Source organism: Proteus appendicitidis (genome assembly GCF_030271835.1).
Lineage (GTDB): Bacteria > Pseudomonadota > Gammaproteobacteria > Enterobacterales > Enterobacteriaceae > Proteus > Proteus appendicitidis.
In genome coordinates this window covers 520123-543440 of the sequence record NZ_CP127389.1, presented here as the reverse complement: position 1 = coordinate 543440, position 23318 = coordinate 520123, and the positions used below count along the sequence as shown (strand labels likewise).

Sequence of the window (23318 nt, the reverse complement as noted above, 5' to 3'; positions counted from 1 at the left end):
TATGGTATTTTAGAGTGAATATCACTTTTATCATAATCATGCAGATAGTTATCACTCTATTACCCTAGTAAATAAACCTATATTTAAAAGAAAACAAACCATGACCACACCCGTACGTACCATTACTTTTATTGATAGCGCCTATCCGAAATCCCATAAAATTACCGAAATTGTCTGGTCAGGTCGATTAGATAAACATGGTCAACTTTGGTTTGATCTTCATCTTAGAAGTGCCGATTACTATTTAAGTGAAGGGGAGGATTATCTGGATGATATCGACGAAGATGAATCAGATGACGAAGAAGAATATACCAGCTTAGCTCACTGGCAAGCTCCCATTGTTTGGGATAATTATCACTGTTGTACACTCTCCTCAACTTATTGGTTTGACGACCAAGGTATTTTGCTCAGCACAGGAAATACTCTGTTCGATTTTGATAACTTTATTACTCATCAATTTAATGTTGATATTGCCCCTCAAATCGATAGTGATACTGATGAATATGAAGAAAAAGCAGAAGTCCCTGCTTTCAGTATTTACTTATTAGGTCATGATGCATGTAAAAATCATCAAATTTACTTCCAACGCCAACAAGATAATACTTATCACATTAATTGGTCTGGAAAAATCGCACTCTTTTATGCAGGGTTTGATGAGTTTATTCATCAATTTAGTGCACAACTTGAAAACATCCCTTTTGATGGTTTTTATTTCCCTAAATCGTGGGATTTAGATAAAGCAGCCCTCGAATTTAAGAAGGTACTTTCTCATTTTGAACATTATGAGTTTGTATTAATTAATCCTAACAGCCAGATTAAACAGTGGAAATTGAAATACATCGCTTAAATGGCATGATGATTAATTAAAATACCTAATGTTATTTATGTTGATATAAAATCCCTCATCTGTTTATATCAACATTGTCCATAAAGCAGGCAATATTTATTGTTTATCAGGGAATTATAATGACTGCCTTACCAAGAAAAAAAACATGGCAGATTGTCCTGACGATTATTTTAGTCGGGATAAATTTACGCCCCTTCTTAACTGGCCCCGGCCCTGTTATTGATAATATTATTGCCTCAACAGGAATGAGCTATAGCCAAGTCTCATTACTCACGCTATTACCCATGCTTTTAATGGGTATAGGCGCACTAATCGTTCCTTTCTTACAGTCTTATATTCAAGTACGTAAAGGGCTTTTAGTCGCAATGTTGATGCTTCTTATAGGCTCCTTTTCTCGAGCTTATGTTTCTGATGGCAATCAGCTATTACTGACCGCCCTCTTTTGCGGTTTGAGCGTTGCCTATATTCAAGCGGTATTTCCTGGCATTATTAAAGGGTGGTTTGGCAATCGAACACCTATCATGATGGGGTTATATTCCGCAATGCTAATGGGGGGAGGCGCACTCGGAGCGCAATTATCCCCTCTTCTTACTGCCAGTTATGGTCATTGGCAAAGTGCTTTAGCGTGGTTTGCTCTTCCAGCAGGATTGGCATTTGTCGCTATTCTTTTTTCAATTCAAAACAATGCCGCATCTGCCAATAAAATGTCACTAAATACCTTAATTTGGCGCCCCAGAACGGGCTTGCTTATTTTAGGTTTTGGTTGCGTTAATGCAGGTTACGCCTCTGTTGTGACATGGTTGGCACCTTTTTACCAATCGTTAGGAATGCCAAGTGCGCAAAGTGGCTCTCTTGTCGCTATCCTTTCTCTTTTTCAAGCCTCTGCCGCTTTAATTATTCCTTTCTTAGCGGCTAAAAATCACGATAGGCGTTTTTGGCTTACGATAACATTAATCAGCCAATTTATAGGTTTTGGCACAATCATGACTATTCCAATGAGCGCCCCTTATCTTTGGAGTATTTTCTTAGGTTGTGGCTTAGGTGGATGTTTTTCCATGATGATGATTGTCGCGCTCGATCATATTCCTGATCCTGCACAAGCGGGCGCTCTATCAGCCTTAATGCAAGGTGGTGGCTTTATTATTGCTGCGTTTGGACCGTTAGTTGCTGTGCTATTACGTCAACCAGACGGAAGCTTTACTTATGCATGGGCATTTCATGCCGTTTTAGTGATTATCACGATAGGATTATTTGCACGATTAAATCCGCGACATTACGCAAAAGCCTATCCGGCTAATCACACTATTTAATCATCAATATATTAAGAAGCTCTGCATAAAATAAGCGCCTTACTCTTTTATAAATAAGGCGCTTATCAATTAAATAACAGAGTATTTTTGATTGCGAAAATTAAGCAATAATATGCGTTCCTGTTTCGCCTTTTAACGCTGAAGCCAGTTTTTCTGGTGTTGTGATAATCACTCTTTTTCCACCCGCAGCTAAAAATGAGAGGCTGGCTTCAATTTTAGGAAGCATACTGCCCGGTGGAAAATGCCCTTCATGCATATATTGTGTCATTTCTTCAATCGACGTTTCACCCAATGCTTTTTGTTCTGGTTGACCGAAATGAATACAGACTTTTTCAACACCCGTGGTGATGATAAGAATATCGGCATGTAATTCTTTTGCGAGCAATGTTGATGAGAGATCTTTATCAATAACCGCATCAACACTTTGGTAATTACCCTGTTCATTTTTAATAACTGGAATACCACCACCACCTACTGCAATCACGACATAACCACATTCAGATAGTGATTTAATTGCTTTAGATTCAATAACATGTTGAGGAATTGGCGAGGCAACAACACGACGATAACCACGACCAGAATCTTCAACAAAATGCCATTGAGGATTTTCTTGCTTTAATTGCACCATCTCTTGTGCAGAGAAAAATGCACCTATAGGTTTTGTGGGAGAAACAAAATTGGGATCGTTTTTATCGACTTCAACTTGTGTGATAAGGGTAATGGCTTGTTTATGTTGTTGAACACGAAGCTTATTCGTTAATGCTTGTTGTATTAAATAACCAATGCCACCTTGTGTATCTGCCACACAGTTGGCTAAAGGTGTTAACGGCAAACCTTCTTGCACATGCGCCACTTCAGCGCGACGCAAATCAAGCCCTACTTGTGGCCCGTTACCATGAGTTAAAACAATATTATACCCTTCAGCCACCATATCACTAATATGGGCTGCAACCTCTTGTACTGCTTGTTCTTGATGAGCGATAGACTGGCTAGCATTGTCTTTAATAATACTGTTGCCTCCAATGGCAACAACAACGAGTTCTTTCATATTTCACTCTCAATAATATTATTGGCAATTAAAGTAGAAATAATGCACCTCTACTCTTAGAGGTTGGGTTGATAAGGTCGCCATATTCGCTAACCATTTTCCCATTTTTATTTTTAATGAGATGAATATTATCGTGTTGAATAATATCTATTCATTAATTGCGCAGGATAATAGCAGAGAATGTAAAGAAAGCATCTATTACTCAACGTTTCTCTTATTTAATTTCTGCAATTAAGATACGGAAAGAAAAGGATAAAAGGCGTCATCAAACATCTCAATAACGCCTTATTCAATACCAATAAGCAGGATTGTTAGTGCTTTTTCATTTTGCTAGTTGATCAACATTGGGCAGATAAACATCAGGCATATCTGTGATCAGCATATCAACGCCCCATTGCTCAAAATCTTTCACTTCTTCAGGATCATTCGGGGTATAGCAATAAATTTCATAGCCGGCTTGTTTTAACAATTGTGCTTGTTCTTGCGTAAGATATTGGTAATTACAATGCACACTAAAACCATCAATCGCTTTTAGTGTTTCTAACGCATTATCAGGGATCTCATCCCATAATTGCCCTCTGCGAATCAAAGGAAGGTATCGTTTCATAACGATAAGTGCATGCGTATCAAAAGAAGAAAATAGAATTTGCTCATTCGGAATATCTGCACTTTTTATCATGTCAGAAACCGCTAAACATAAACGCTCAACATCATCATCAGGCCATGTCTTCAGTTCAATGTTGAGTTTTGTTCCTGAACGTTTGATGAGCTGCAATCCTTGCCTTAAAGAAGGAATTTTCTCACCTTGATAGAGCGAACTAAACCAACTTCCCGCATCAAGGCGATGTAAATCATCTAAGGTATGAAAACGCACAGCACCTTGCCCATTCGTGCAACGATTAACTGTTTTATCATGAATAAGCACAGGAACATGATCCGCGGTTAATTGCACATCCGTTTCAATCCATTCGCACCCAAAATCAATCGCCATTTTAAACGCAGCCAGTGTATTTTCAGGGGCTTTTCCAGAAAAACCTCGGTGAGCAGCTATCTTCATTTCTCTCTCCTTTTCATTTGTGCCGACATCATGACAACCATTTATGACAGCAATTTGACAGTCATACCATCAATATATCTTCATTTAATTGTCACCCATTTGTCATAAACAACATTTAGGGTAATTCGCAGATTAGATTGCACCTTTAACTTTCGATTAAAAAGGAAATTCTGCATGTCGATAAAATCAATAACAGGTCTTGCTGTTGCTATGGCGTTATTTACCTCTCCTACACACGCAAAAACACAAATTGAATGGTGGCATGCAATGGGAGGTGCGCTCGGTCAGAAAGTAAATCAAATCGCCTCTGATTTTAACGCCAGTCAATCTGAATATGAAATAAAGCCTGTTTATAAAGGCACTTACGCTGAAACAATGACCAGTGCAGTGGCTTCATTTCGCGCTAAAAACCAACCTGCTATTGTGCAAGTCTTTGAAGTGGGTACAGCCAGTATGATGGGCGCTAAAAAAGCCGTTTTTCCGGTTTATCAATTAATGGAAAAAACCCACGAACCTTTTGATCCTAATAGTTATTTATCAACCGTCACGGGCTATTACACCACCAGCGACGGCAAAATGATGTCATTACCATTTAATAGTTCAACACCAGTGCTTTACTACAATAAAACACTATTTAAAAAAGCAGGGATAGACCAACCACCAAAGACATGGAAAGAGATGGAAGTTGTATCTCAAAAACTGCTCAATTCTGGTGTTAAATGTGGGTTTACCACCACATGGCAATCATGGACACAAATCGAAAACTTTGGTGCGCGTAATAATTTGCCTATTGCGACAAAAAATAACGGTTTCGATGGTTTTGATACGACCTTCCTATTTAACAAAGCGCCTTTCGTCGCTCATATCCAACAAATGGCAGATTGGTCGAAATCCGGTATTTTCAAATATGGCGGACGCCAATCTGATGCAATGCCACTGTTTTACACTCAAGAATGCGCCATGGTGATGGAGTCATCTGCGGGTTTTGCCGGCATTAAAGAGAACATGAAAGATCTTGATATTGGTGTTAGCCAATTGCCTTACGACGATACTCTGGTACAAAAACCAGCAAATACCATTATTGGTGGTGCATCGTTATGGGTAATGTCTGGACGTCCTGATGCAGAATATAACGGTGTTGCTAAATTCTTCACCTATCTTTCAAGCCCTGAAGTTCAAGCCGATTGGCACCAAGCAACGGGTTATTTGCCAGTCACTAAAGCGGCTTATGCGTTAACACAGCAGCAAGGCTTTTATCAGCAAAACCCCGGCGCAGATACGGCAATATTGCAAATGACAACCTCTGAACCAACAGCTAATTCAAAAGGATTACGTTTTGGTAATTTCCTGCAAACTCGCGAAATCGTTGATGAAGAGTTAGAAAAAGTGTGGTCAGGAAAACAGAGTGCTCAAGTTGCGTTAGATAATGCGGTTGCGCGTGGAAATGAGCAGTTACGCCGTTTTGAACGTACTCAACAATAGTCACTTAGATTAGGCGAGCAAAGTAGCTCGCCTTCTGTTTTTATCGATTTACTGGATATTGTATGGCTTCTCAATCCATTTATTTTAAACAAAAATGGTTACCTCTCGCGCTAATTTTTCCTCAATTAGCTATCACGATTATCTTTTTCATTTGGCCTGCTGGGCAAGCGTTCTTTCAGTCATTTCAGTTAGAAGATGCATTCGGGCTTAGTCGAGAATTTGTTGGTTTTGAAAATTTTCAGCGCCTTTTTAGCAATAGTTATTACTTTGATAGTTTGATCACAACGCTTATTTTCAGTACCAGTGTCGTATTTTTATCGATGCTCTCAGCACTTATTTTGGCAGGCATTGCCGAGCAAATTTTGCGAGGTAAACTTTTTTATCGCACCATTTTAATTTCACCCTATGCCATTGCACCAGTTATTGCGGGTTTTCTTTGGTTATTTATGCTTGATCCGACGATTGGCGTATTAAGCCAACAATTAAAGAAAATAGGTATTAACTGGGACCCTGTACTTAATACACATCACGCCATGTGGATGGTGGTTTTAACGGCAACATGGAAACAAGTGAGCTATAACTTCTTATTTTTTCTTGCCGCTTTACAATCTGTACCTAAATCCTTGTTAGAGGCAGCGGCCATCGACGGCAGTGGCCCGATTAAACGCTTTATCACCATCAGTTTCCCTTTGATTTCTCCTACCACTTTTTTCTTACTCGTGGTGAATTTTGCTTATGCCTTTTTTGATACATTTGCCATTATCCATGCGATGACACAAGGAGGCCCCGGTAGTAGTACATCCACACTGGTTTATAAGGTCTATAACGATGGTTTTGTGGGATTAGATTTAGGCTCCTCCTCCGCACAATCCGTTATTTTGATGTTTATTGTCGCGATATTAACCATTATTCAATTTCGTTATGTTGAGAAAAAGGTGGCTTACTGATGGTTGAACGTAGACCTTTATTTCATGCTTTCTGCCACTTTATTCTTATTGTCGGCATACTTTCTGTTGCTTTCCCTGTCTGGATTGCACTTGTGGCAACAACACATCAAAACACCGAATTTGCCACCGGCTCTCCTCTTTGGTTTGGTACTGAAGGTATTAATATTTTTAAATCGATATTTTCACAAGTAGGCACCACGCAAAATAGCGCCATCTCTATTAATAGTATGTTATTGAATTCATTGATTATGGCGTTAGTGATCACCCTAGGGAAATTAACAATCTCGATTTTATCAGCCTACGCTGTCGTTTTCTTTCGCTTCCCAGGAAGAATGCTCGCCTTTTGGACTATCTTTTTTACGTTAATGTTACCTGTTGAAGTCCGCATTATGCCTACATTTGAGGTGGTCACTAATCTCAATATGTTGAACTCTTATGCAGGTTTAACCATTCCATTAATTGCCAGCGCCACAGCCACTTTTTTATTTCGCCAATTTTTTCTGACCATCACCCCTGAATTAATTGAAGCCGCTAAAATTGATGGCGCAGGGCCGATTAAGTTTTTTTTCACTATCTTACTTCCTCTTTCTCGCACCAATATCGCCGCCCTATTTGTTATCACCTTTATTTATGGGTGGAATCAATATCTTTGGCCAATGCTTATCACAACAGATACTCACTACTACACCATTGTAATGGGTATTAAACAGATGGTTGCGGTTTCTGATGGTGTCGTTGAATGGAATAAGATCATGGCGACCACGTTAATTGCAATGTTGCCTCCCGTCCTTATTGTCATTTTGATGCAAAGAGCCTTTGTTAAAGGCTTTATTGATACGGAGAAATAATATGACAACCGTAACGCTCACTGATTTAGAAAAACGCTATCCTAATGGGCACCAAGCTATTTCGAAATTGAACCTTTCTATTGAGCAAGGTGAAATGGTGGTATTAGTTGGTCCAAGCGGTTGTGGCAAATCAACATTGCTACGAATGATTGCAGGGTTAGAAACGATTACACAAGGTGATTTATTTATTGATAATTTACGGGTTAATGAGCATGAACCTAGTGAACGTGATATTGCCATGGTGTTTCAAAACTATGCCCTTTATCCTCATATGTCCGTTTATAACAATATGGCATACGGCTTACGCAATCGAAAAACCCCCAAAGCCAAGATTGAAGAACTTGTTACAAATGCCGCCCAACTACTTGAAATCAGCCATTTACTGGATAGAAAACCCAAAGAACTTTCAGGTGGGCAACGTCAACGCGTCGCAATGGGAAGAGCCATTGTTCGTGATCCTAAAGTCTTTTTATTTGATGAGCCACTTTCTAACCTTGATGCTAAATTACGGGTTCAGATGCGTCTGGAGATCAAAAAATTACAGCGAAAGCTCTCCACAACCTCTATTTATGTGACGCACGATCAGGTAGAAGCGATGACATTAGCCGATAAGCTAGTGGTGTTAAATCAAGGAAATATAGAGCAAGTAGGTACACCGTTAGATATTTATCAAAACCCGGCTTCTGTGTTTGTAGCTACTTTTATGGGTTCGCCAGCAATGAATATCTTAGATGTCCCAATTAATCATGGTGTGATTGAAATTGCTGATGGGCATATTGCCATTTCATCTCAGCATTTTCCTTATCAAGCTATTAAATTGGGCTTACGTCCTGAACATTTAATCATTAGCCATCAACATTCTCTTTTTCATGTTGATGCTGAATTTATTGAAGCACTCGGTGCCGATGTTTTAATTTATGCCACGACTTGCGATAAGCAAAAACAACCCCTCGTTATTCGTGCGCCAAATGATCATGGTGTGAAAATTGGTAGTAGAATAGGTCTTACCATTCACCCAGAAAATCTCCATTTCTTTAATGAACAATCAGGGAAACGTATTAATCGCCCTTTTATGCTCATCAGTGAATTAATGGTTTCCTAAGGTTTTGATATCATTTCATTCACTTTCAGTTTAATCTGAATAGCGATATTTTAAATGTCGCTATTTATTTACCCATAAGCAATAAATATTAAAAATATAAATTTTGTCAGAATTAAACAAATAAAACACACATCTAAATACAGCGTTACTTCAATATTATTCCAAATGAATACAAAATAGCCTTACTCACATCTAAAGTAAGTATAATTAAATGGTTTATAGCAATAAAATTTACCCCTTCAAGATCAAACCATCAATTAATTCTCTTAAATTTAAAGAAGTTAAATCTATTTTTCCATTTGTATTATGCTCAATTAAGAAAAGAGAAAATAATACAATCATGCTGAAAAAAGAGAAAAATATATATTGAGATAATATTTCTCACATAAAATACCTATATTGCACAGGCAGATAAGCACTGTTATTCTTCTGCTCGAATTTGATCTGCAATTATATAAACTGCCAAGCAGAAAAGGACTTAATAAAAAATGAAAATTAAATTACTTGCTACAGTGATAGTATCAGCAGCACTACTCTCTGGTTGTCAAAACCTCAATACAGATATGCTGACCAAATCAGGAACCCAACTTTTTCAAGCCGCGACATTAAGCGACGATGATATCAAAGCGCTAACAAATGATGCTTGTAAAGAGATGGATGCGCAAAATAAAGTTGCACCTGCAAATAGCACCTACACTAAACGTTTAAATAATATCGCTAAAGCGTTAGGTAATGAAGTTAATGGTACGCCAGTAAACTACAAAGTTTATATGACCAAAGATGTCAATGCGTGGGCAATGGCTAACGGCTGTGTACGTGTTTATAGCGGCTTAATGGACATGATGACTGATAACGAAGTTGAAGGCGTTTTAGGTCATGAAATGGGTCACGTAGCTTTAGGTCATACTCGTAAAGCGATTCAAGTTGCTCACGCAACGGTTGCAGCTCGTACAGCGGCAGCATCCGCTGGTGGTGTAGCAGCGCAATTAAGCAGCTCTCAGCTAGCTGAAATGGGAGAAAAACTGGTTAATGCTCAGTTCTCTCAACACCAAGAATCAGAAGCGGATAACTTCTCTTATGATCTGCTGAAAAAACGTGGGGTAAGCACCGCAGGTTTGGTCACAGGTTTTGATAAGTTAGCTAAATTAGGTGGTGGTGATTCAAGTATGTTTGATTCTCACCCACCATCAAAAGAGCGTGCAGATAATATCCGTAATCGCATTGCTGAAGATAAGAAATAATTATCTTGCCCCTATATTCCATAATATGGGGGTTTTCTTTTCAGTTTTATCCTTTTTACGACTGGCGAAAACAGTTTATCACATCGACAAAAAAACGGCTGATCGCTTGTTTTTCACTCTGATCATATTGCTCAAATAACGCAGACCATTTTGCTTGAGACTGTTGATGCAACACCTCATGCGCATGAAAAAGACGCTCACCTTCAGTGGTTAAGATAAAAAATATTTCTTTTTGATTATCCGCCAATTTTATTTTTTCAATAGCCTCTTTCTTTTGTAATCGACTGCAAATTTTGGACACTGCACCTCGGGTCATAGACATATATTCACTGATGGTTGTGAGATTTCTCATGCTCTCTTCACCAATACAATGGATCACATGCAGTTCTGTAAGCGAATAATTATCTAACCCATTCTCTTTTAATACTTTTTTATGAACACTATCGGCTTGTTCATCTTTAAGATGCAAAAAATCACTTAACCCTTTTAACAAGTCTTCTGTTGTCACATTCTCTTTTGCCATTTTGTTTCCTTGGAAAGAATATTTTTAAAAAATAGTACCAAAAGTATTTACAACAATCAAAATATCGCTATTATTTGTTTTGTTTCCATGGAAACAAAAACAACAAGAGGCAATATAATGAAATTATCAATCCGCAGTCTGTTTTATCTCATTTGTTTTAGCGCACTACTAGGCTCTTTGGCGCAAAATATCTATACCCCTGTACTTCCCTTGATCCAACAGCTATTTAATACCACGCTATCATTGGTTAATTTAACGGTATCTGCATTTACTTTTGCTATGGCTGTTATGCAACTGTTTTACGGCTCCTTGATTGATAAATGGGGAAGAAAACCTATTTTACTCAGTGGGTTAGCCATCTCAATTGTGGGTGCTTTGGGTTGTGTTTGGTCTGATTCTATTGGGGTATTGATTTTTTGGCGGGTGATCCAAGCTATTGGTATTGCAGCTATTCCTGTGGTTGCAGCCACTATTCTTGGCGATCTTTATCAAGGAAACGAGCGTGCTAAAGCGATGGGATCGTATCAAATGTTATTAGCGCTAGCTCCTGCCTGTGGCCCTTTATTAGGTGGATATTTAGCACAACATTATCAATATCAAGGCATTTTTATTTTCTTGGCCGTTGTCGGTATCCTATTACTTATTACGCATCTCTTTTATTTACCTGAAACACGTCCAGAACAGAAAGAAGCTTTTAAAAGCATGTCTGCAATGCAACAAGTGCTTATGGCTCCTGCGGGTAAATCCGTATTTATCATCAGTTTTATGGTGTTTTATAACTATTTTTGTTTACTGGTTTTCTTACCCTTAATTGCCTTTCATCTCTACCAGCTTAACAGTACCGAAATTGGTGGATTATATATCCCTATGTCGATTGCTCTGATTTCAGGTAGTTATCTTTACCGTAGGATCTGCCATCTATTCAATGTGGAATATGGTGTGATTATTACCTCTTGTATTAACCTGATCATGTTGACGTTATTTGCACTCTTTTGGCAAATCTCATTACCTGTAATGCTTGGCTTAACCGTGTTATATGGGCTTTCTTTAGGATTAACCATGCCAACACATACCACATTATTAGCGAGTTATTTCAGTACAATGAGAGCAACTGCAATGGGGATTTATAATTTTATTCGTTATTGTGGCATGGCGGCAGGTCCTATGATTTCGGTCTATTTTGTGACAGACAATCACTATGAGTATGTCTTTTATTCTTGTGTGATCTTCACGAGTTTGGCATTGTGTTTCACCATTAAGACCTTAATGTCTTCATTAAAAGAAAAAAAACAAACTGCAAACTAACAGGATATTTAATGAAACTGACCATTGAAAAGCTCACACAGCCTTCAGCACAAGACCGTATTGATTTAGGCAAAATTTGGCAAGATATTCGTTATCAATCAGCCTTAAAAAACGAGATCAATAACGAGAATGTCCTCTTTGTGGCAAGATTTAATGAACGATTATTAGCCGCTTGCTGGGTTAAATTATCGGATAAGAAAGCTGTTATCACCGATTTTATGGTCAGAGAAGTAACACGCCGTCGCGGTGTTGGGCATTATTTACTGACACAATGCTTATCTGCATATCCTGAGATTACCCATTGGCAAGCAATAAGCTTATCCACCGAAGAACATGGATATGATGTTGCACATGCTTTTTTGGCACATCATCAATTTAGTCCATCACCACAATCTGCTCTTTATATCCTAAATAATTCATAATGTTCTTACTCTAAATAATTCTACAACTTGAATATATGCAACATATAGTATGACGAGTAAACGCTACGGCTTGAAATATGACGAATAATAAAGCCTCGCCACATTATAAGCCGTCTCACTAAGATTCCTTTGCACATTATTTAAAGCATCAGAAAGTGTAGAAACGCCCGGTACAATTGAAAAAACGGCATCAATACCCTGCTGATGCACCACATCGTAATCTGGTAAATAACCACCGACTAACGCAATAACAGGAAGCTGGTATTTTTTTGCCAATTTAGCAACGCCTGTCGGTGTTTTACCTTGTGCGGATTGGCTATCCATTCGCCCTTCACCCGTTATCACTAAATCTGCATCAATTAACTGTTTTTCTAATTCAACAGTATTAGCAACCAATTCGACACCTTGCGAAAGTCTTGCTTGCGTAAAAGCCAGTAACGGCAAAGCCAATCCTCCCGCAGCGCCGCTTCCTGCAATATGGATAAGACTGCGTTGCGTCATTTTTTCAAGATAAGTACCAAAATGGTGTAATGCGTTATCAAGTTGCGCAATATCGTCTTTAGTCGCGCCTTTTTGAGGGCCAAAAATAGCGGATGCCCCTTTTTCGCCACACAATGGATTAGTCACATCGCAAGCAATCTCAATTTCAACCTGTTTTAGTTTAGGATTAAGCTTCGTGATATCGACAGAGTAAAGTTGAGCTAATGATAGTCCACCAAAAGGCAAAGATGCCCCAAACTTATCTTTAAGACCAAGACCCAGTGCTTGCATCATCCCCGCACCAGCGTCATTTGTAGCACTGCCACCTAATCCTAAAATAATTTTTTTAACGCCCATTTCAAGTGCGGCATTAATTAATTCACCCGTACCATAACTGGTCGTTAATTTGGGATCACGTTGAGATAAAGGAATAAGATGAAGACCAGAAGCTTGTGCCATTTCAATCACGGCAGTGGTGTTATCACCTAAAAGCCCCCAAGTTGCGGTCACTTTTTTACCTAAAGGCGAACACACTTGTGTAGAGATAAAACGGCCTTGCGTTGCATCCACCAGAGATGTCACCGTTCCTTCGCCACCATCTGCCATGGGAATACAACAATATTGCGCATTAGGTAAATAACGTGAAAAGCCCTGTTTTATTGCCATCGCAACGTCTTTCGCACTTAAACTTTCTTTAAAAGAATCAGGGGCGATAACTATTTTCACGTTCTTTTCTCCAAGCAATAAAAAAGCGATATTTTCATATCGCTTTTATAACATACTCTACTTTATGAGTGCGTGTGCTTGGTCTGAAATGTGATTAATCTTCAATCGCTAAACGCAATTTCTTCATCGCATTTTTTTCTAATTGACGAACACGCTCGGCAGAAACACCGTATTTTGTCGCCAAGTCTTGCAATGTCGATTTGTTATCATCATCTAACCAACGAGCGCGAATAATATCTTGGCTACGTTCATCAAGAGTTTCAATTGCTGACGTCAGTTTATCCGTTGCATGATTATCCCAGTTATCTTCTTCAATGCCGTCGGCAAAGTCAGAAGACTTATCTTCTAAGAAGAGTACAGGAGCAATAGGATGTGAGTCATCACTATCATCAGCGGTCATATCAAATGCCATATCTTGTGCTGACATTCGTGATTCCATTTCTCGGACATCACTTTCTGATACACCTAATTCTCTTGCAACAAGCTCCACTTCATCTTGATTAAACCAACCTAAACGCTTTTTATTTTTTCGCAGATTAAAAAAGAGTTTACGTTGTGATTTTGTGGTCGCGACTTTCACGATACGCCAGTTACGTAGCACATATTCGTGAATTTCAGCTTTGATCCAATGCACAGCAAAAGAGACAAGTCGAACACCCACTTCTGGGTTAAAACGACGAACCGCTTTCATCAAACCAATATTACCTTCTTGGATAAGATCAGCTTGCGGTAAACCATAACCTGAATAGCTGCGAGCAACATGAATAACGAAGCGCAGATGTGAAAGGATAAGCGTTCTTGCTGCATCCAAGTCACCATCGTAATGCAGCCGTTCAGCGAGTTCCTTTTCTTCCTCTGCGGTTAACATCGGATAGGAATTGGCTGCACGTATATACGCTTCGATGCTGCCTTGCGGAACCAATGCTAAGGATTGCATTTCTTTTGTCATTCAAATCCTCATGAAAATCAAATAAATAATTAAATTATTGCGATAAGGGAAAGTAGATGAGCCTTATAAATATAGCTTAAATAGGAAGTCAGTTAAGGTTTTTTACGATGTGTTTTTATCATAACGACTATTTGACCAGCATAAAGACTAAAGGTTCATATCGCATCTATGTTTACATATCTTTGTACTTTTCTATCACTGAAACCAATATGACTATTGCCTTATCGTAGAAAAGAGTGTGTGCATTATTATGCCAGAGACAGGGCGTCGATAAAATGGCTGGGTAACGATATTAACGTAACCCAGCCTGATAAAAAGAATATCTTCTCATTATTTAGAGAGTAAGGATAAAAACGCTCTAATTCATTATTCTGGTGTGAATTGGCGCAAATGCTGCATTGTCGTCAACCATGCAGCAAGCCAGCCAATGGTCATAGCAACGAGGATCAGAATGATAGATTCATCAAAGCCAAGCCCTGAAATGGAAAATGAAGTTCCAAACACCGTTGCGGCTTGAGTCACCACATCAGAGAGTTTCCACACCAGTAAAGCTGAAAAAATCAGGGCAAATACAGCGCCAATAAAACCGAGGATCAATCCCCAATTAAGGAAAGGACGCATAATAAAGCCATCGGTTGCACCAATTAGCTTCATCACATTAATGGTGTCACGACGACTGAATATATTGAGGCGTACACTGTTACCAATGACCAATAACAGGGCAACAACCATCAATGTGCCAATCACCAAAGCAATTTGCCCGACTAATGAAGTTAACGTTGAAAGCCGAGTAAACCAGCTATCATCCATTCTTACTTCGTCAACACCGGGTATTTTCGCCACTGTATCACGCAAATTCACCATTAATTGTTGATCGCTAGGCTCCATAACGGGTGTCACAATTGCAACCGCAGGTAATGGATTTTCTTCTAACATATCTAATGCACTGCTAAAGCCAGCCCAAGAACGAAATTCCACTAGTGAATCTTGTCGTGAAAGATAGTTAACATCTTCAACTTTTTCTAAGGCTTCTATTTTTTTGATCGTGGCTTCAGCTAATGAGTCATCCAGTGATTTATCAAGATAAACCGTTAATTGTGGTGTTGGATACCATTGTTCTGATGCCGTTGAGACATTCTTCCAGACAATATAAAAGATGCTCGGTAAGGTGAGAGATATCGCGACAACCATTACCGTTAAAAAAGAGGAGAGCGGCTGGCGTAAAAAATCAGCCATTGTGTTACGCCATGCATAGCGCCACTGTTCTCGTCTTCCCCCTTTTAGCGCCTTGGTTTTTGCACCTGGCGTTGGCATTGATTTACGGGAACTTTTTGCTTTAGCCATTTTGCCCTCCCACCATTCTGCCTTGCCCTAATGTAAGAATGCGATAATTTCTGCGTTCTATTAAAGACATATCGTGCGTCGCCATTAGCACCGTTACACCAACACGGTTGAACTCTTCAAAAAGGCGCATAATACCTTCTGAAAGCTCCCCATCAAGATTACCTGTTGGTTCATCTGCGAGTAAAACTGTCGGTTTATTTACAACAGCGCGCGCAATACCGACACGCTGTTGTTCACCACCAGAGAGCTGAATAGGATAATTTTTGGCTTTATCCAATAACCCTACTTTATCTAAAGCGGCTGAAACTCTTCGCCGAATATCCTCTTCACTCGCGCCAGCAATAATTAGGGGAAGAGAAACGTTGTCATAAACCGTTCTGTCCATCAATAAGTGGTGATCTTGGAAGATCATCCCAATTTGACGACGCAGAAAAGGGATCTCACTATTTTTTAGTCTACTGATATCATGACCAGCAAACCAAATAGCACCATCACTTGGTCGTTCTATTCCACAAATTAACTTAAGCAATGTACTTTTACCGGCACCAGAGTGACCCGTTAAAAAAGCCATTTCACCAGGGCGAAGATGAAAATCAACCCCCTGTAATGCTTGTCTTCCACCTAAATAAGCCTTGCTGACGTGTTCGAAGCGGATCATTAAAACTACTCCTCGCGGGCAAACAGAGCCTCAATAAAATCGTCGGCCTTAAACGGACGTAGATCTTCAATACCTTCACCTATCCCGATATAACGGATAGGAATACTAAACTGATCAGCAATAGAGAAGATAACGCCCCCTTTTGCTGTACCATCGAGTTTAGTCAATGTTAATCCAGTTAGCCCAACTGTTTCATTAAAGAGTTTTGCCTGACTAACTGCATTTTGTCCGGTACTTGCATCTAACGTCAGCATCACTTCATGTGGTGCTTCTTCGTCTAATTTCTTCATAACACGAACGATTTTTTTCAGCTCTTCCATTAAATGGGATTTATTCTGCAATCGTCCTGCGGTATCAGCAATAAGAACATCGACACCTTTTGCTTGGGCTGATTGAATTGCATCAAAAATAACAGAGGCAGGATCAGCGCCAGTGTGTTGTGCCACAACAGGGATATTATTACGCTCACCCCAAACTTGTAACTGTTCAACCGCCGCTGCTCGGAATGTATCACCCGCAGCTAACATCACAGATTTACCTTCAGCTTGGTATTGTCGTGCTAATTTCCCGATCGTGGTTGTTTTACCAACACCATTAACACCAACCATTAAAATAACAAAAGGTTTTTTACCTTCAATATTTAATGGCTTATCAACTTTACTTAAAATATCGCCCATCTCTTCACGTAATTTTCCGTAAAGGGCTTCAGCATCTTTAAGATCTTTATGAGTAGCGTGTTTGGTCAGGCTAGTGATGATTTTAGTGGTGGTTTCCATACCCACATCAGCAATTAAGAGTTGCTCTTCTAACTCTTCAAAAAGCTCCTCATCAATTTTCTTGCCACGAAATAGACCAAGGAATCCTGAACCTAAGTTCTGGCGAGTTTTCAGTAAACCCTTTTTGAGACGGCTAAAGAAGCCTTCTTTTTTAGGTTTCTCTTGTTCAACAACTTTATCTGCCAGTACTTCTTCGCGTAAAGCTTCAATATCTTCCGCTTGTGCTTGCGCAATAGCGAGACGTTCGTTTTCCTCTTCTTGCGCAAGGCGTTGTGCTTCTGCTTCTTGTGCCAGACGTTCCTGCTCTAAACGCTCGGCTTCTTGACGCTCTTGTTCGGCTTTAAGTTCCGCTTGGCGCTGAGCTTCTTCTTGCGCAAGGCGTTGTGCTTGTGCTTCTTGAGCCAAACGTTCTTGCTCTAAACGCGCGGCTTCTTGGCGTTGCGCTTCTTGACGCTCTTGTTCTGCTTTAAGCTCCGCTTGGCGCTGAGCTTCTTCTTGCGCAAGGCGTTGTGCTTCGGCTTCTTGAGCCAGACGTTCTTGCTCTAAACGCGCAGCTTCTTGGCGTTGCGCTTCTTGACGCTCTTGTTCCGCTTGGCGCTGAGCTTCTTCTTGCGCAAGGCGTTGTGCTTCGGCTTCTTGAGCTAGACGTTCTTGCTCTAAACGCGCAGCTTCTTGGCGTTGCGCTTCTTGACGCTCTTGTTCCGCTTTAAGTTCCGCTTTAAGTTCCGCTTGGCGCTGAGCTTCTTCTTGCGCAAGGCGTTGTGCTTCTGCTTCTTGTGCCAGACGTTCTTGCTCTAAACGCTCGGCTTCTTGGCGCTCTTGTTCGGCTTTAAGTTCCGCTTGGCGCTGAGCTTCTTCTTGCGCAAGGCGTTGTGCTTCTGTTTCTTGAGCTAGGCGTTGGGTTTGTGCTTCTTGTGCCAAACGTGCTTGTTCTGCGTGCTCGGCTTCTAAACGCGCTTGCTCCGCCTCTATTTCTGCTTGGCGCTGGGCTTTCTCTTGTTCTAAACGTTGTTTTTCAGCTTCTTGTGCCAATCTATCTTGCACTACACGTTGCGCTTCTTGGCGCTCTACTTCTAAACGTGCTTGTTCTGCTTCTAATTGCGCTTGGCGAGCGGCTTCTTCTTGCGCCTCTTTTGCCAAACGTTCTTGTTCTAAACGCTCTTCTTCTAAGCGTTGCTGTTCTTTCTCTTGCTCAATATTTTCTTCTTTGTTACGCCCAAAACCGAGCCACGAGAAAAAACCTTTTTTTTCTTTTGCCATTAGCTACTAAACTCCTCGCACTAAATCATGGCGCGATTACATTGACGATATTGAAAATAATAATGAAGTCTATCATTTGATCATAGATAAACGCATCTTTTATACGAATTTTATGGTAAATTATTGCGGATTAAATCAAGGGAAGTCATCGAGATAACAACTGACACGAATTCCTTATCCCAAAAGACACATCAAAACTCACGTTTAAACGATATAAATCAAAATAATATGGCCAAAAAACCACAAAAAGCCCCAATGGGACAAATCAGAATAATTGGGGGAAAATGGCGTGGTCGTAAACTTCCTGTTCTTGATAGCCAAGGATTACGACCAACAACGGATAGAGTGAAAGAAACACTCTTTAATTGGCTAATGCCTGTTATCCAAGACGCCCGTTGTCTAGACTGTTTTGCAGGAAGCGGTGGTTTAGGCATTGAAGCTCTTTCTCGCTATGCTCGTGAAACCACGTTTATCGAATATGAACGTGCAGTTGCCCAACAAATCACCGCAAACTTAACCTTACTTAATGCAGAAAATGGGCATGTCATTCAAGACAGTGCATTGTCATATCTCGCCAAGCAAGGTTCACCTTATAACGTCGTTTTTTTAGATCCTCCTTTTCATAAAGGCATGTTGTCAGACACTATTCAGTTATTAGAAAATAACGGTTGGTTAGCGCAAGATTGCTATATTTATATTGAGGAAGAAATTAAAGCGCAGACTTATACGATCCCGACTCATTGGACATTGCATAGAGAGAAGATCGCGGGGCAAGTCGCGTATCGCCTTTATATTCGCAATTTATCTGCTTAATTTTTTATGGAGCTGCTATGTTAATCTTTTTTGGCCGATTTTTAATGGTCGGTGTTTGGGGTTTTCTGTTTTTAAATATTATTTCCCCGTTTCCTAAACCTTTAAAATACTTTATGGATATTGCGTTGATTTTTATGGTAATTATGCATGGATTACAAATCGTAATGTATAAAGCAGGACAACCTAAAGATCAAAAACCATCAACGGCATTACAATTTCGTATTTTCTTCTTTGGGATCTTTGAGCTATTAAAAATACAAAAAGAATTACGAAAAGAATACGAAGAAAAACAGAAAAATAAGACCAAACAATAGCCGTAAATATTGTTATATCCTCGCAATTATCTGGGGTCAATATTAACCCCAGAGGTTGCCAACTTTATGAATAAATTATCTTATTTATTATTTTGCTCATTACTTGGCATATCTGTTTCAAACGTTACAAAACGACTCCCCTGCATAAACAGACGCCCTTTCATTTCAGGCTCAATATTTTGATAAGCAGATTTATCAACCCTTAACACTAAATCTTTACGAGAGTCAGTGGTTAAACGAAACGTAACTTGATAATAATGTGTTATTTCTGGGCCAGTTACATCATTTTCTCTTGAGCGTCGTTCATTTGCCGCCACTTCTTTTTTATCAATCACTTCGACCATATAGAGTATAACGGGTGAATTATCATCACTTATTCGCTGTTTTCTTTGTTCGAAGAAACGATAAGTTGCTGACGCTATAATAACGATCAGTACCGCAATTCCTAAAATAGCCGCTTTATTCATTACATTAATTCCTATCGTTATATGGATTAAAAAACAGTGTGCTTTATATTATTTTAATAAGTCCATCAGTTTCGTCATTAACCGCTATTCTTAAATTAATCTTTCTGTTATGAATAATAAAACAGTTCTGAATATAAGGAAGATATTATGAGTTGGCCTTTTCTCGCCGTATTATTCTCCGGATGGCTCTATATCGATGCCGCATATCGAGGTCCTAATTGGCAACGATGGTTATTCCGTCCTATCACGCTACTTCTTTTATTACTTTGGGCATGGCAAGTTCCTGAACACAGTATTAATAGCTACCTTATTGTAGGTGCATTATTAGCGACACTACTTTCTGATATTTTAAGAATGTTTGATGGTAAGTATTTACTACCTTCTTTTGCCTTGGTTTTTCTAAGCTACATACTTTATATGGTGAGTTTTTTACTACCACTCCAACTCTCTTTCTATCTTCCTTTACTTGGGTTCGTTATTCTTGCTTTTATTATCATTTTAGCCATTGTTTGGACTAAGCTTGATAAATTAGCCATTCCAGCCTCTCTAACTTTATTAGCCGCATTCGCTATGTTTTGGATTGCTGGCGAAAAATTCTTCTACTTAAGCAATGATTATAACTTATCAGTAATGATAGGCTCATTATTGTTAGTAATCGCTTACTCTATATGGCTAATCAACCGCTTCCGCTTCTCATTTTCAGCTTCTAAAGGGCTTGTCAGTGCCTGTTATTTTATTGGGCATTTCTTCATCGTCAGAGCTTTATTCCTTTAGACTCCATTAACCCCTTGTTTTTACAAACATAGAATAAGGGGTTAATTTTTTGACCTAATTCGCATTTTTTGCCAATGAATATGCCTTTGGTATCTTGACTCTGGACTCTACTCCAAGCTGTAAAGTACTTATCAGATAAATGAATTTAAACTTTACTTTGTTGAACAAGGAGAGCCAGTTATGACTAAACATGCTCATCAACACGATAATCATAAACATACCGATGCTTGCTGCTCAAGCTCTCAATGCTGTTCAGGTCACTCAGAGAATAGTACGCACTCACATACTGAAAGTGGACATTCGCACACCAAAATAGATAAAAGTGATCCTGAATGCGAGGATGAGCATCACCACGAGCACTCCCACCAACATAATCATGATGCTCACGATCATAGCCATGATGGGCACAATCATGCTCATGGAAGCTGTGATATCAACGCCCCAGTTTCTAATATAGAGCCAGAAAAGCTTGCACAACAGCGCTTTAGCTGGAAAGTGCAAGGTATGGATTGCCCAAGTTGCGCACAAAAAATTGAAACCGCTGTACTAAAAGTCGCTGGCGTTAAACAAGCCAAAATTCTTTTTGCTACCGAAAAACTGGTTGTTGACGCTGATAGTGATTTGCGCACCAATGTGATTAGCGCAGTAAAAAGTGCGGGTTTTGAACTGTTCGACCTCTCATCACCTGAATCTAAAAAGCCCGTTAAGCAAAGCCTATTAAAAGAAGGCGCATTTGTTATTGTGCTTGCGATTTTAATGGCGATTAGCTGGGGTGCTGAATTTATTGATCCTCAAGCAGGTCGAGCAGCCTTTATTGCGACAACCTTGATTGGTTTATTCCCCATTGTGAAGAAGTCCTTACAACTTATTCGCAGTGGTACGCCTTTCGCCATAGAAACATTGATGAGTGTTGCCGCAATTGGCGCTCTATTTATTAATGCTACCGAAGAAGCAGCAATGGTTATTTTGCTGTTTATGATTGGTGAAATGCTGGAGTCTTACGCCGCAGGACGTGCTCGTCGAGGTGTAAGCGCATTAATGGCATTAGTGCCAGAAGAAGCAACATTAGTTAAAGATGGTAAAAAACAAACGATCCCTGCGGCGCAATTACGTCCAGGCGACATTATTGAAATTGCACCAGGTTCACGTTTACCGACAGATGCGGAATTAGTTAGTGCATTTGCAAGCTTTGATGAAAGTGCATTAACGGGTGAATCAGTGCCCGTAGAGCGTCTACAAGGCGAAAAAGTAGCAGCCGGTTGTTTATCTGTGGATAGATCTGTACAGATGAAAGTGGTATCTGAGCAAGGGCAAAATGCTATCGACCGTATTTTGCAACTGATTGAAGAAGCTGAAGAGCGTAGAGCGCCAATTGAGCGTTTTGTTGACCGCTTTAGTCGCTACTATACCCCTGCCATTATGCTGTTCTCCGCATTAGTGATTATTATACCGCCACTGTTCTTTGCTCAGCCTTGGGAAACATGGTTCTATCGCGGCTTAACGCTGTTATTGATTGGTTGTCCTTGTGCATTGGTTATCTCAACGCCTGCCGCTATTACCTCAGCATTAGCGGCTGCGACAAAACGTGGTGCATTAATTAAAGGGGGTGCAGCGTTAGAGCAATTAGGCACCGTTAATACCATCGCCCTCGATAAAACCGGTACATTGACTGAAGGGAAACCTCAAGTGACGGATGTTGTTGCTGAAACGGGGTTTAATGAAAAAGAAATCCTAACTTTGGCTTCGTCCGTAGAAGTCGGATCACATCATCCATTAGCAAAAGCCATTATCAATAAAGCACAAGAACAAGGTGTACTTGTTGTTGAAGCGGAAGATCGTAAAGCCTTAGCGGGTAAAGGAATTGAAGGTTATTTAAATAGCCAGCACATTCTTGTCAGTGCGCCGTCTCAATTATCAGAAACAACAACATTATCGTCTCAATGGCAACAAGAGGTTGCTCGCCTTGAAGATGAAGGAAAAACCGTTGTTGTTGTTTTAAAAGAGCGTCAACTTATCGGTGTTATTGCGATGCAAGATACCTTACGCAATGATGCCATCGAATCAATGAAATTATTGAAAGAGATGAACATCAATGCCGTGATGCTAACAGGAGATAATCCAAGAGCCGCTGCGGCAATTGCGAAAAAACTTGGCATGGATTTCCGTGCAGGATTACTGCCTGAAGATAAAGTCACTTCAGTAATGGAAATCAGTAAAACGCATAACACCATGATGGTCGGTGATGGTATCAATGATGCGCCAGCAATGAAGGCTGCCACCATTGGTGTTGCAATGGGAAGTGGCACTGATGTTGCACTTGAAACCGCAGATGCAGCATTAACACATAACCGTTTAACAGGTTTACCTGAAATTATTCAGTTATCTCGTGCAACACGCAAAATCATTCGTGAAAACATCACTATCGCACTAGGCTTAAAAGCCGTGTTCTTAGTAACTAGCTTATTAGGAATAACAGGGCTTTGGGTTGCAGTACTTGCAGATTCAGGGGCGACCGCCCTTGTCACAGCCAATGCCGTAAGACTGTTACGAGTAAAGCTGAAATCATCTAGCAAAGAATAAAGTAAATTAAAAAACCCAAACTTCAATGATTGAGGTTTGGGTTAT

Annotated in this window: 22 protein-coding genes; 13 read left to right on the top strand and 9 right to left on the bottom strand. The window is 39.8% G+C overall.

Features of this window, described 5'->3' with window-relative positions:
- Window positions 1–100 precede the first annotated feature (100 nt).
- Window positions 101–847 (top strand): hypothetical protein, encoded by a 747-nt coding sequence (locus tag QQS39_RS02625; protein WP_151434164.1) that lies wholly within the window; start codon window positions 101–103, stop codon window positions 845–847.
- 119 nt (window positions 848–966) lie between these two features.
- On the top strand, window positions 967–2157 hold the full coding sequence (locus QQS39_RS02620) for a cyanate transporter (RefSeq protein WP_151434163.1): 1191 nt from the start codon (window positions 967–969) through the stop codon (window positions 2155–2157).
- 100 nt (window positions 2158–2257) lie between these two features.
- On the opposite strand, the gene QQS39_RS02615 is transcribed toward QQS39_RS02620, so the two are convergent.
- Window positions 2258–3205, bottom strand: a complete 948-nt coding sequence (locus tag QQS39_RS02615) for a carbamate kinase family protein (RefSeq protein ID WP_285805334.1) — start codon at window positions 3203–3205, stop codon at window positions 2258–2260.
- Window positions 3206–3527: 322 nt separating this feature from the next.
- Window positions 3528–4262 (bottom strand): glycerophosphodiester phosphodiesterase family protein, encoded by a 735-nt coding sequence (locus QQS39_RS02610; protein ID WP_151434161.1) that lies wholly within the window; start codon window positions 4260–4262, stop codon window positions 3528–3530.
- 174 nt (window positions 4263–4436) lie between these two features.
- Between QQS39_RS02610 and ugpB the strand changes: the two genes are divergently transcribed.
- From ugpB to loiP, 5 genes are all read left to right on the top strand, one after another.
- A complete protein-coding gene (gene ugpB / locus QQS39_RS02605) occupies window positions 4437–5744 on the top strand; it encodes a sn-glycerol-3-phosphate ABC transporter substrate-binding protein UgpB (protein WP_151434160.1) in 1308 nt (435 codons plus the stop codon).
- A gap of 62 nt (window positions 5745–5806) precedes the next feature.
- On the top strand, window positions 5807–6691 hold the full coding sequence (gene ugpA, locus QQS39_RS02600; protein WP_151434159.1) for a sn-glycerol-3-phosphate ABC transporter permease UgpA: 885 nt from the start codon (window positions 5807–5809) through the stop codon (window positions 6689–6691).
- A complete protein-coding gene (gene ugpE / locus QQS39_RS02595; RefSeq protein ID WP_285805333.1) occupies window positions 6691–7539 on the top strand; it encodes a sn-glycerol-3-phosphate ABC transporter permease UgpE in 849 nt (282 codons plus the stop codon). The genes ugpA and ugpE overlap by 1 nt, the downstream gene beginning before the upstream one ends.
- A 1-nt stretch (window position 7540) precedes the next feature.
- Window positions 7541–8641, top strand: coding sequence for a sn-glycerol-3-phosphate ABC transporter ATP-binding protein UgpC (gene ugpC / locus QQS39_RS02590; protein WP_285805332.1), 1101 nt, complete (start codon window positions 7541–7543; stop codon window positions 8639–8641).
- Window positions 8642–9129: 488 nt separating this feature from the next.
- The gene (gene loiP / locus QQS39_RS02585) at window positions 9130–9882 is read left to right on the top strand and encodes a metalloprotease LoiP (protein ID WP_285805331.1); all 753 of its coding nucleotides are present in this window, start codon (window positions 9130–9132) and stop codon (window positions 9880–9882) included.
- 55 nt (window positions 9883–9937) lie between these two features.
- Here loiP and QQS39_RS02580 read toward each other — a convergent pair whose 3' ends face one another.
- Window positions 9938–10405 (bottom strand): MarR family transcriptional regulator, encoded by a 468-nt coding sequence (locus QQS39_RS02580; RefSeq protein WP_151434155.1) that lies wholly within the window; start codon window positions 10403–10405, stop codon window positions 9938–9940.
- A gap of 117 nt (window positions 10406–10522) precedes the next feature.
- Here QQS39_RS02580 and QQS39_RS02575 point away from each other — a divergent pair, with 117 nt between their 5' ends.
- Window positions 10523–11710, top strand: coding sequence for an MFS transporter (locus tag QQS39_RS02575; protein WP_285805330.1), 1188 nt, complete (start codon window positions 10523–10525; stop codon window positions 11708–11710).
- Between the two features lie 11 nt (window positions 11711–11721).
- Entirely contained in the window at window positions 11722–12132 is a 411-nt protein-coding gene (gene panM, locus QQS39_RS02570) for an aspartate 1-decarboxylase autocleavage activator PanM (RefSeq protein ID WP_285805329.1), read from the top strand.
- A 63-nt stretch (window positions 12133–12195) separates the two neighbouring features.
- On the opposite strand, the gene QQS39_RS02565 is transcribed toward panM, so the two are convergent.
- The 5 genes from QQS39_RS02565 to ftsY form a co-directional block, all read right to left on the bottom strand.
- Window positions 12196–13338, bottom strand: coding sequence for a glycerate kinase (locus tag QQS39_RS02565; protein WP_432711549.1), 1143 nt, complete (start codon window positions 13336–13338; stop codon window positions 12196–12198).
- Window positions 13339–13432: 94 nt separating this feature from the next.
- Window positions 13433–14287 (bottom strand): RNA polymerase sigma factor RpoH, encoded by an 855-nt coding sequence (gene rpoH / locus QQS39_RS02560; RefSeq protein WP_023583733.1) that lies wholly within the window; start codon window positions 14285–14287, stop codon window positions 13433–13435.
- Between the two features lie 366 nt (window positions 14288–14653).
- Window positions 14654–15631 (bottom strand): permease-like cell division protein FtsX, encoded by a 978-nt coding sequence (ftsX, locus tag QQS39_RS02555; protein WP_151434151.1) that lies wholly within the window; start codon window positions 15629–15631, stop codon window positions 14654–14656.
- On the bottom strand, window positions 15624–16289 hold the full coding sequence (ftsE, locus tag QQS39_RS02550) for a cell division ATP-binding protein FtsE (protein ID WP_023583735.1): 666 nt from the start codon (window positions 16287–16289) through the stop codon (window positions 15624–15626). The genes ftsX and ftsE overlap by 8 nt, the downstream gene beginning before the upstream one ends.
- A gap of 5 nt (window positions 16290–16294) precedes the next feature.
- The gene (gene ftsY, locus QQS39_RS02545; protein ID WP_285805328.1) at window positions 16295–18325 is read right to left on the bottom strand and encodes a signal recognition particle-docking protein FtsY; all 2031 of its coding nucleotides are present in this window, start codon (window positions 18323–18325) and stop codon (window positions 16295–16297) included.
- A gap of 228 nt (window positions 18326–18553) precedes the next feature.
- On the opposite strand from ftsY, the gene rsmD reads away from it, so the two are divergent.
- Both rsmD and QQS39_RS02535 read left to right on the top strand, forming a co-directional pair.
- Window positions 18554–19138 carry a 16S rRNA (guanine(966)-N(2))-methyltransferase gene (rsmD, locus tag QQS39_RS02540; protein WP_151434149.1) on the top strand — a complete coding sequence of 195 codons (585 nt, stop codon included), beginning with the start codon at window positions 18554–18556 and terminating at the stop codon, window positions 19136–19138.
- A 17-nt stretch (window positions 19139–19155) separates the two neighbouring features.
- Window positions 19156–19452, top strand: a complete 297-nt coding sequence (locus QQS39_RS02535; protein WP_151434148.1) for a DUF1145 family protein — start codon at window positions 19156–19158, stop codon at window positions 19450–19452.
- A gap of 80 nt (window positions 19453–19532) precedes the next feature.
- On the opposite strand, the gene QQS39_RS02530 is transcribed toward QQS39_RS02535, so the two are convergent.
- Entirely contained in the window at window positions 19533–19919 is a 387-nt protein-coding gene (locus QQS39_RS02530) for a DUF2500 family protein (RefSeq protein WP_285805327.1), read from the bottom strand.
- Between the two features lie 147 nt (window positions 19920–20066).
- Here QQS39_RS02530 and QQS39_RS02525 point away from each other — a divergent pair, with 147 nt between their 5' ends.
- Window positions 20067–20693, top strand: coding sequence for a lysoplasmalogenase (locus QQS39_RS02525; RefSeq protein ID WP_151434146.1), 627 nt, complete (start codon window positions 20067–20069; stop codon window positions 20691–20693).
- Window positions 20694–20873: 180 nt separating this feature from the next.
- On the top strand, window positions 20874–23273 hold the full coding sequence (locus QQS39_RS02520) for a zinc/cadmium/mercury/lead-transporting ATPase (protein WP_285805326.1): 2400 nt from the start codon (window positions 20874–20876) through the stop codon (window positions 23271–23273).
- Window positions 23274–23318: the final 45 nt, after the last annotated feature.

Coding starts and splice junctions, on each gene's coding strand:
- QQS39_RS02530 (WP_285805327.1), bottom strand. CDS start 19,919: ATGAATAAAGCGGCTATTTTAGGAATTGCGGTACTGATCGTTATTATA.
- QQS39_RS02615 (WP_285805334.1), bottom strand. CDS start 3,205: ATGAAAGAACTCGTTGTTGTTGCCATTGGAGGCAACAGTATTATTAAA.
- QQS39_RS02575 (WP_285805330.1), top strand. CDS start 10,523: ATGAAATTATCAATCCGCAGTCTGTTTTATCTCATTTGTTTTAGCGCA.
- panM (WP_285805329.1), top strand. CDS start 11,722: ATGAAACTGACCATTGAAAAGCTCACACAGCCTTCAGCACAAGACCGT.
- loiP (WP_285805331.1), top strand. CDS start 9,130: ATGAAAATTAAATTACTTGCTACAGTGATAGTATCAGCAGCACTACTC.
- ugpE (WP_285805333.1), top strand. CDS start 6,691: ATGGTTGAACGTAGACCTTTATTTCATGCTTTCTGCCACTTTATTCTT.
- rsmD (WP_151434149.1), top strand. CDS start 18,554: ATGGCCAAAAAACCACAAAAAGCCCCAATGGGACAAATCAGAATAATT.
- QQS39_RS02625 (WP_151434164.1), top strand. CDS start 101: ATGACCACACCCGTACGTACCATTACTTTTATTGATAGCGCCTATCCG.
- ugpA (WP_151434159.1), top strand. CDS start 5,807: ATGGCTTCTCAATCCATTTATTTTAAACAAAAATGGTTACCTCTCGCG.
- ftsY (WP_285805328.1), bottom strand. CDS start 18,325: ATGGCAAAAGAAAAAAAAGGTTTTTTCTCGTGGCTCGGTTTTGGGCGT.
- QQS39_RS02580 (WP_151434155.1), bottom strand. CDS start 10,405: ATGGCAAAAGAGAATGTGACAACAGAAGACTTGTTAAAAGGGTTAAGT.
- rpoH (WP_023583733.1), bottom strand. CDS start 14,287: ATGACAAAAGAAATGCAATCCTTAGCATTGGTTCCGCAAGGCAGCATC.
- ftsX (WP_151434151.1), bottom strand. CDS start 15,631: ATGGCTAAAGCAAAAAGTTCCCGTAAATCAATGCCAACGCCAGGTGCA.
- QQS39_RS02525 (WP_151434146.1), top strand. CDS start 20,067: ATGAGTTGGCCTTTTCTCGCCGTATTATTCTCCGGATGGCTCTATATC.
- ftsE (WP_023583735.1), bottom strand. CDS start 16,289: ATGATCCGCTTCGAACACGTCAGCAAGGCTTATTTAGGTGGAAGACAA.
- ugpC (WP_285805332.1), top strand. CDS start 7,541: ATGACAACCGTAACGCTCACTGATTTAGAAAAACGCTATCCTAATGGG.
- QQS39_RS02520 (WP_285805326.1), top strand. CDS start 20,874: ATGACTAAACATGCTCATCAACACGATAATCATAAACATACCGATGCT.
- QQS39_RS02535 (WP_151434148.1), top strand. CDS start 19,156: ATGTTAATCTTTTTTGGCCGATTTTTAATGGTCGGTGTTTGGGGTTTT.
- ugpB (WP_151434160.1), top strand. CDS start 4,437: ATGTCGATAAAATCAATAACAGGTCTTGCTGTTGCTATGGCGTTATTT.
- QQS39_RS02610 (WP_151434161.1), bottom strand. CDS start 4,262: ATGAAGATAGCTGCTCACCGAGGTTTTTCTGGAAAAGCCCCTGAAAAT.
- QQS39_RS02620 (WP_151434163.1), top strand. CDS start 967: ATGACTGCCTTACCAAGAAAAAAAACATGGCAGATTGTCCTGACGATT.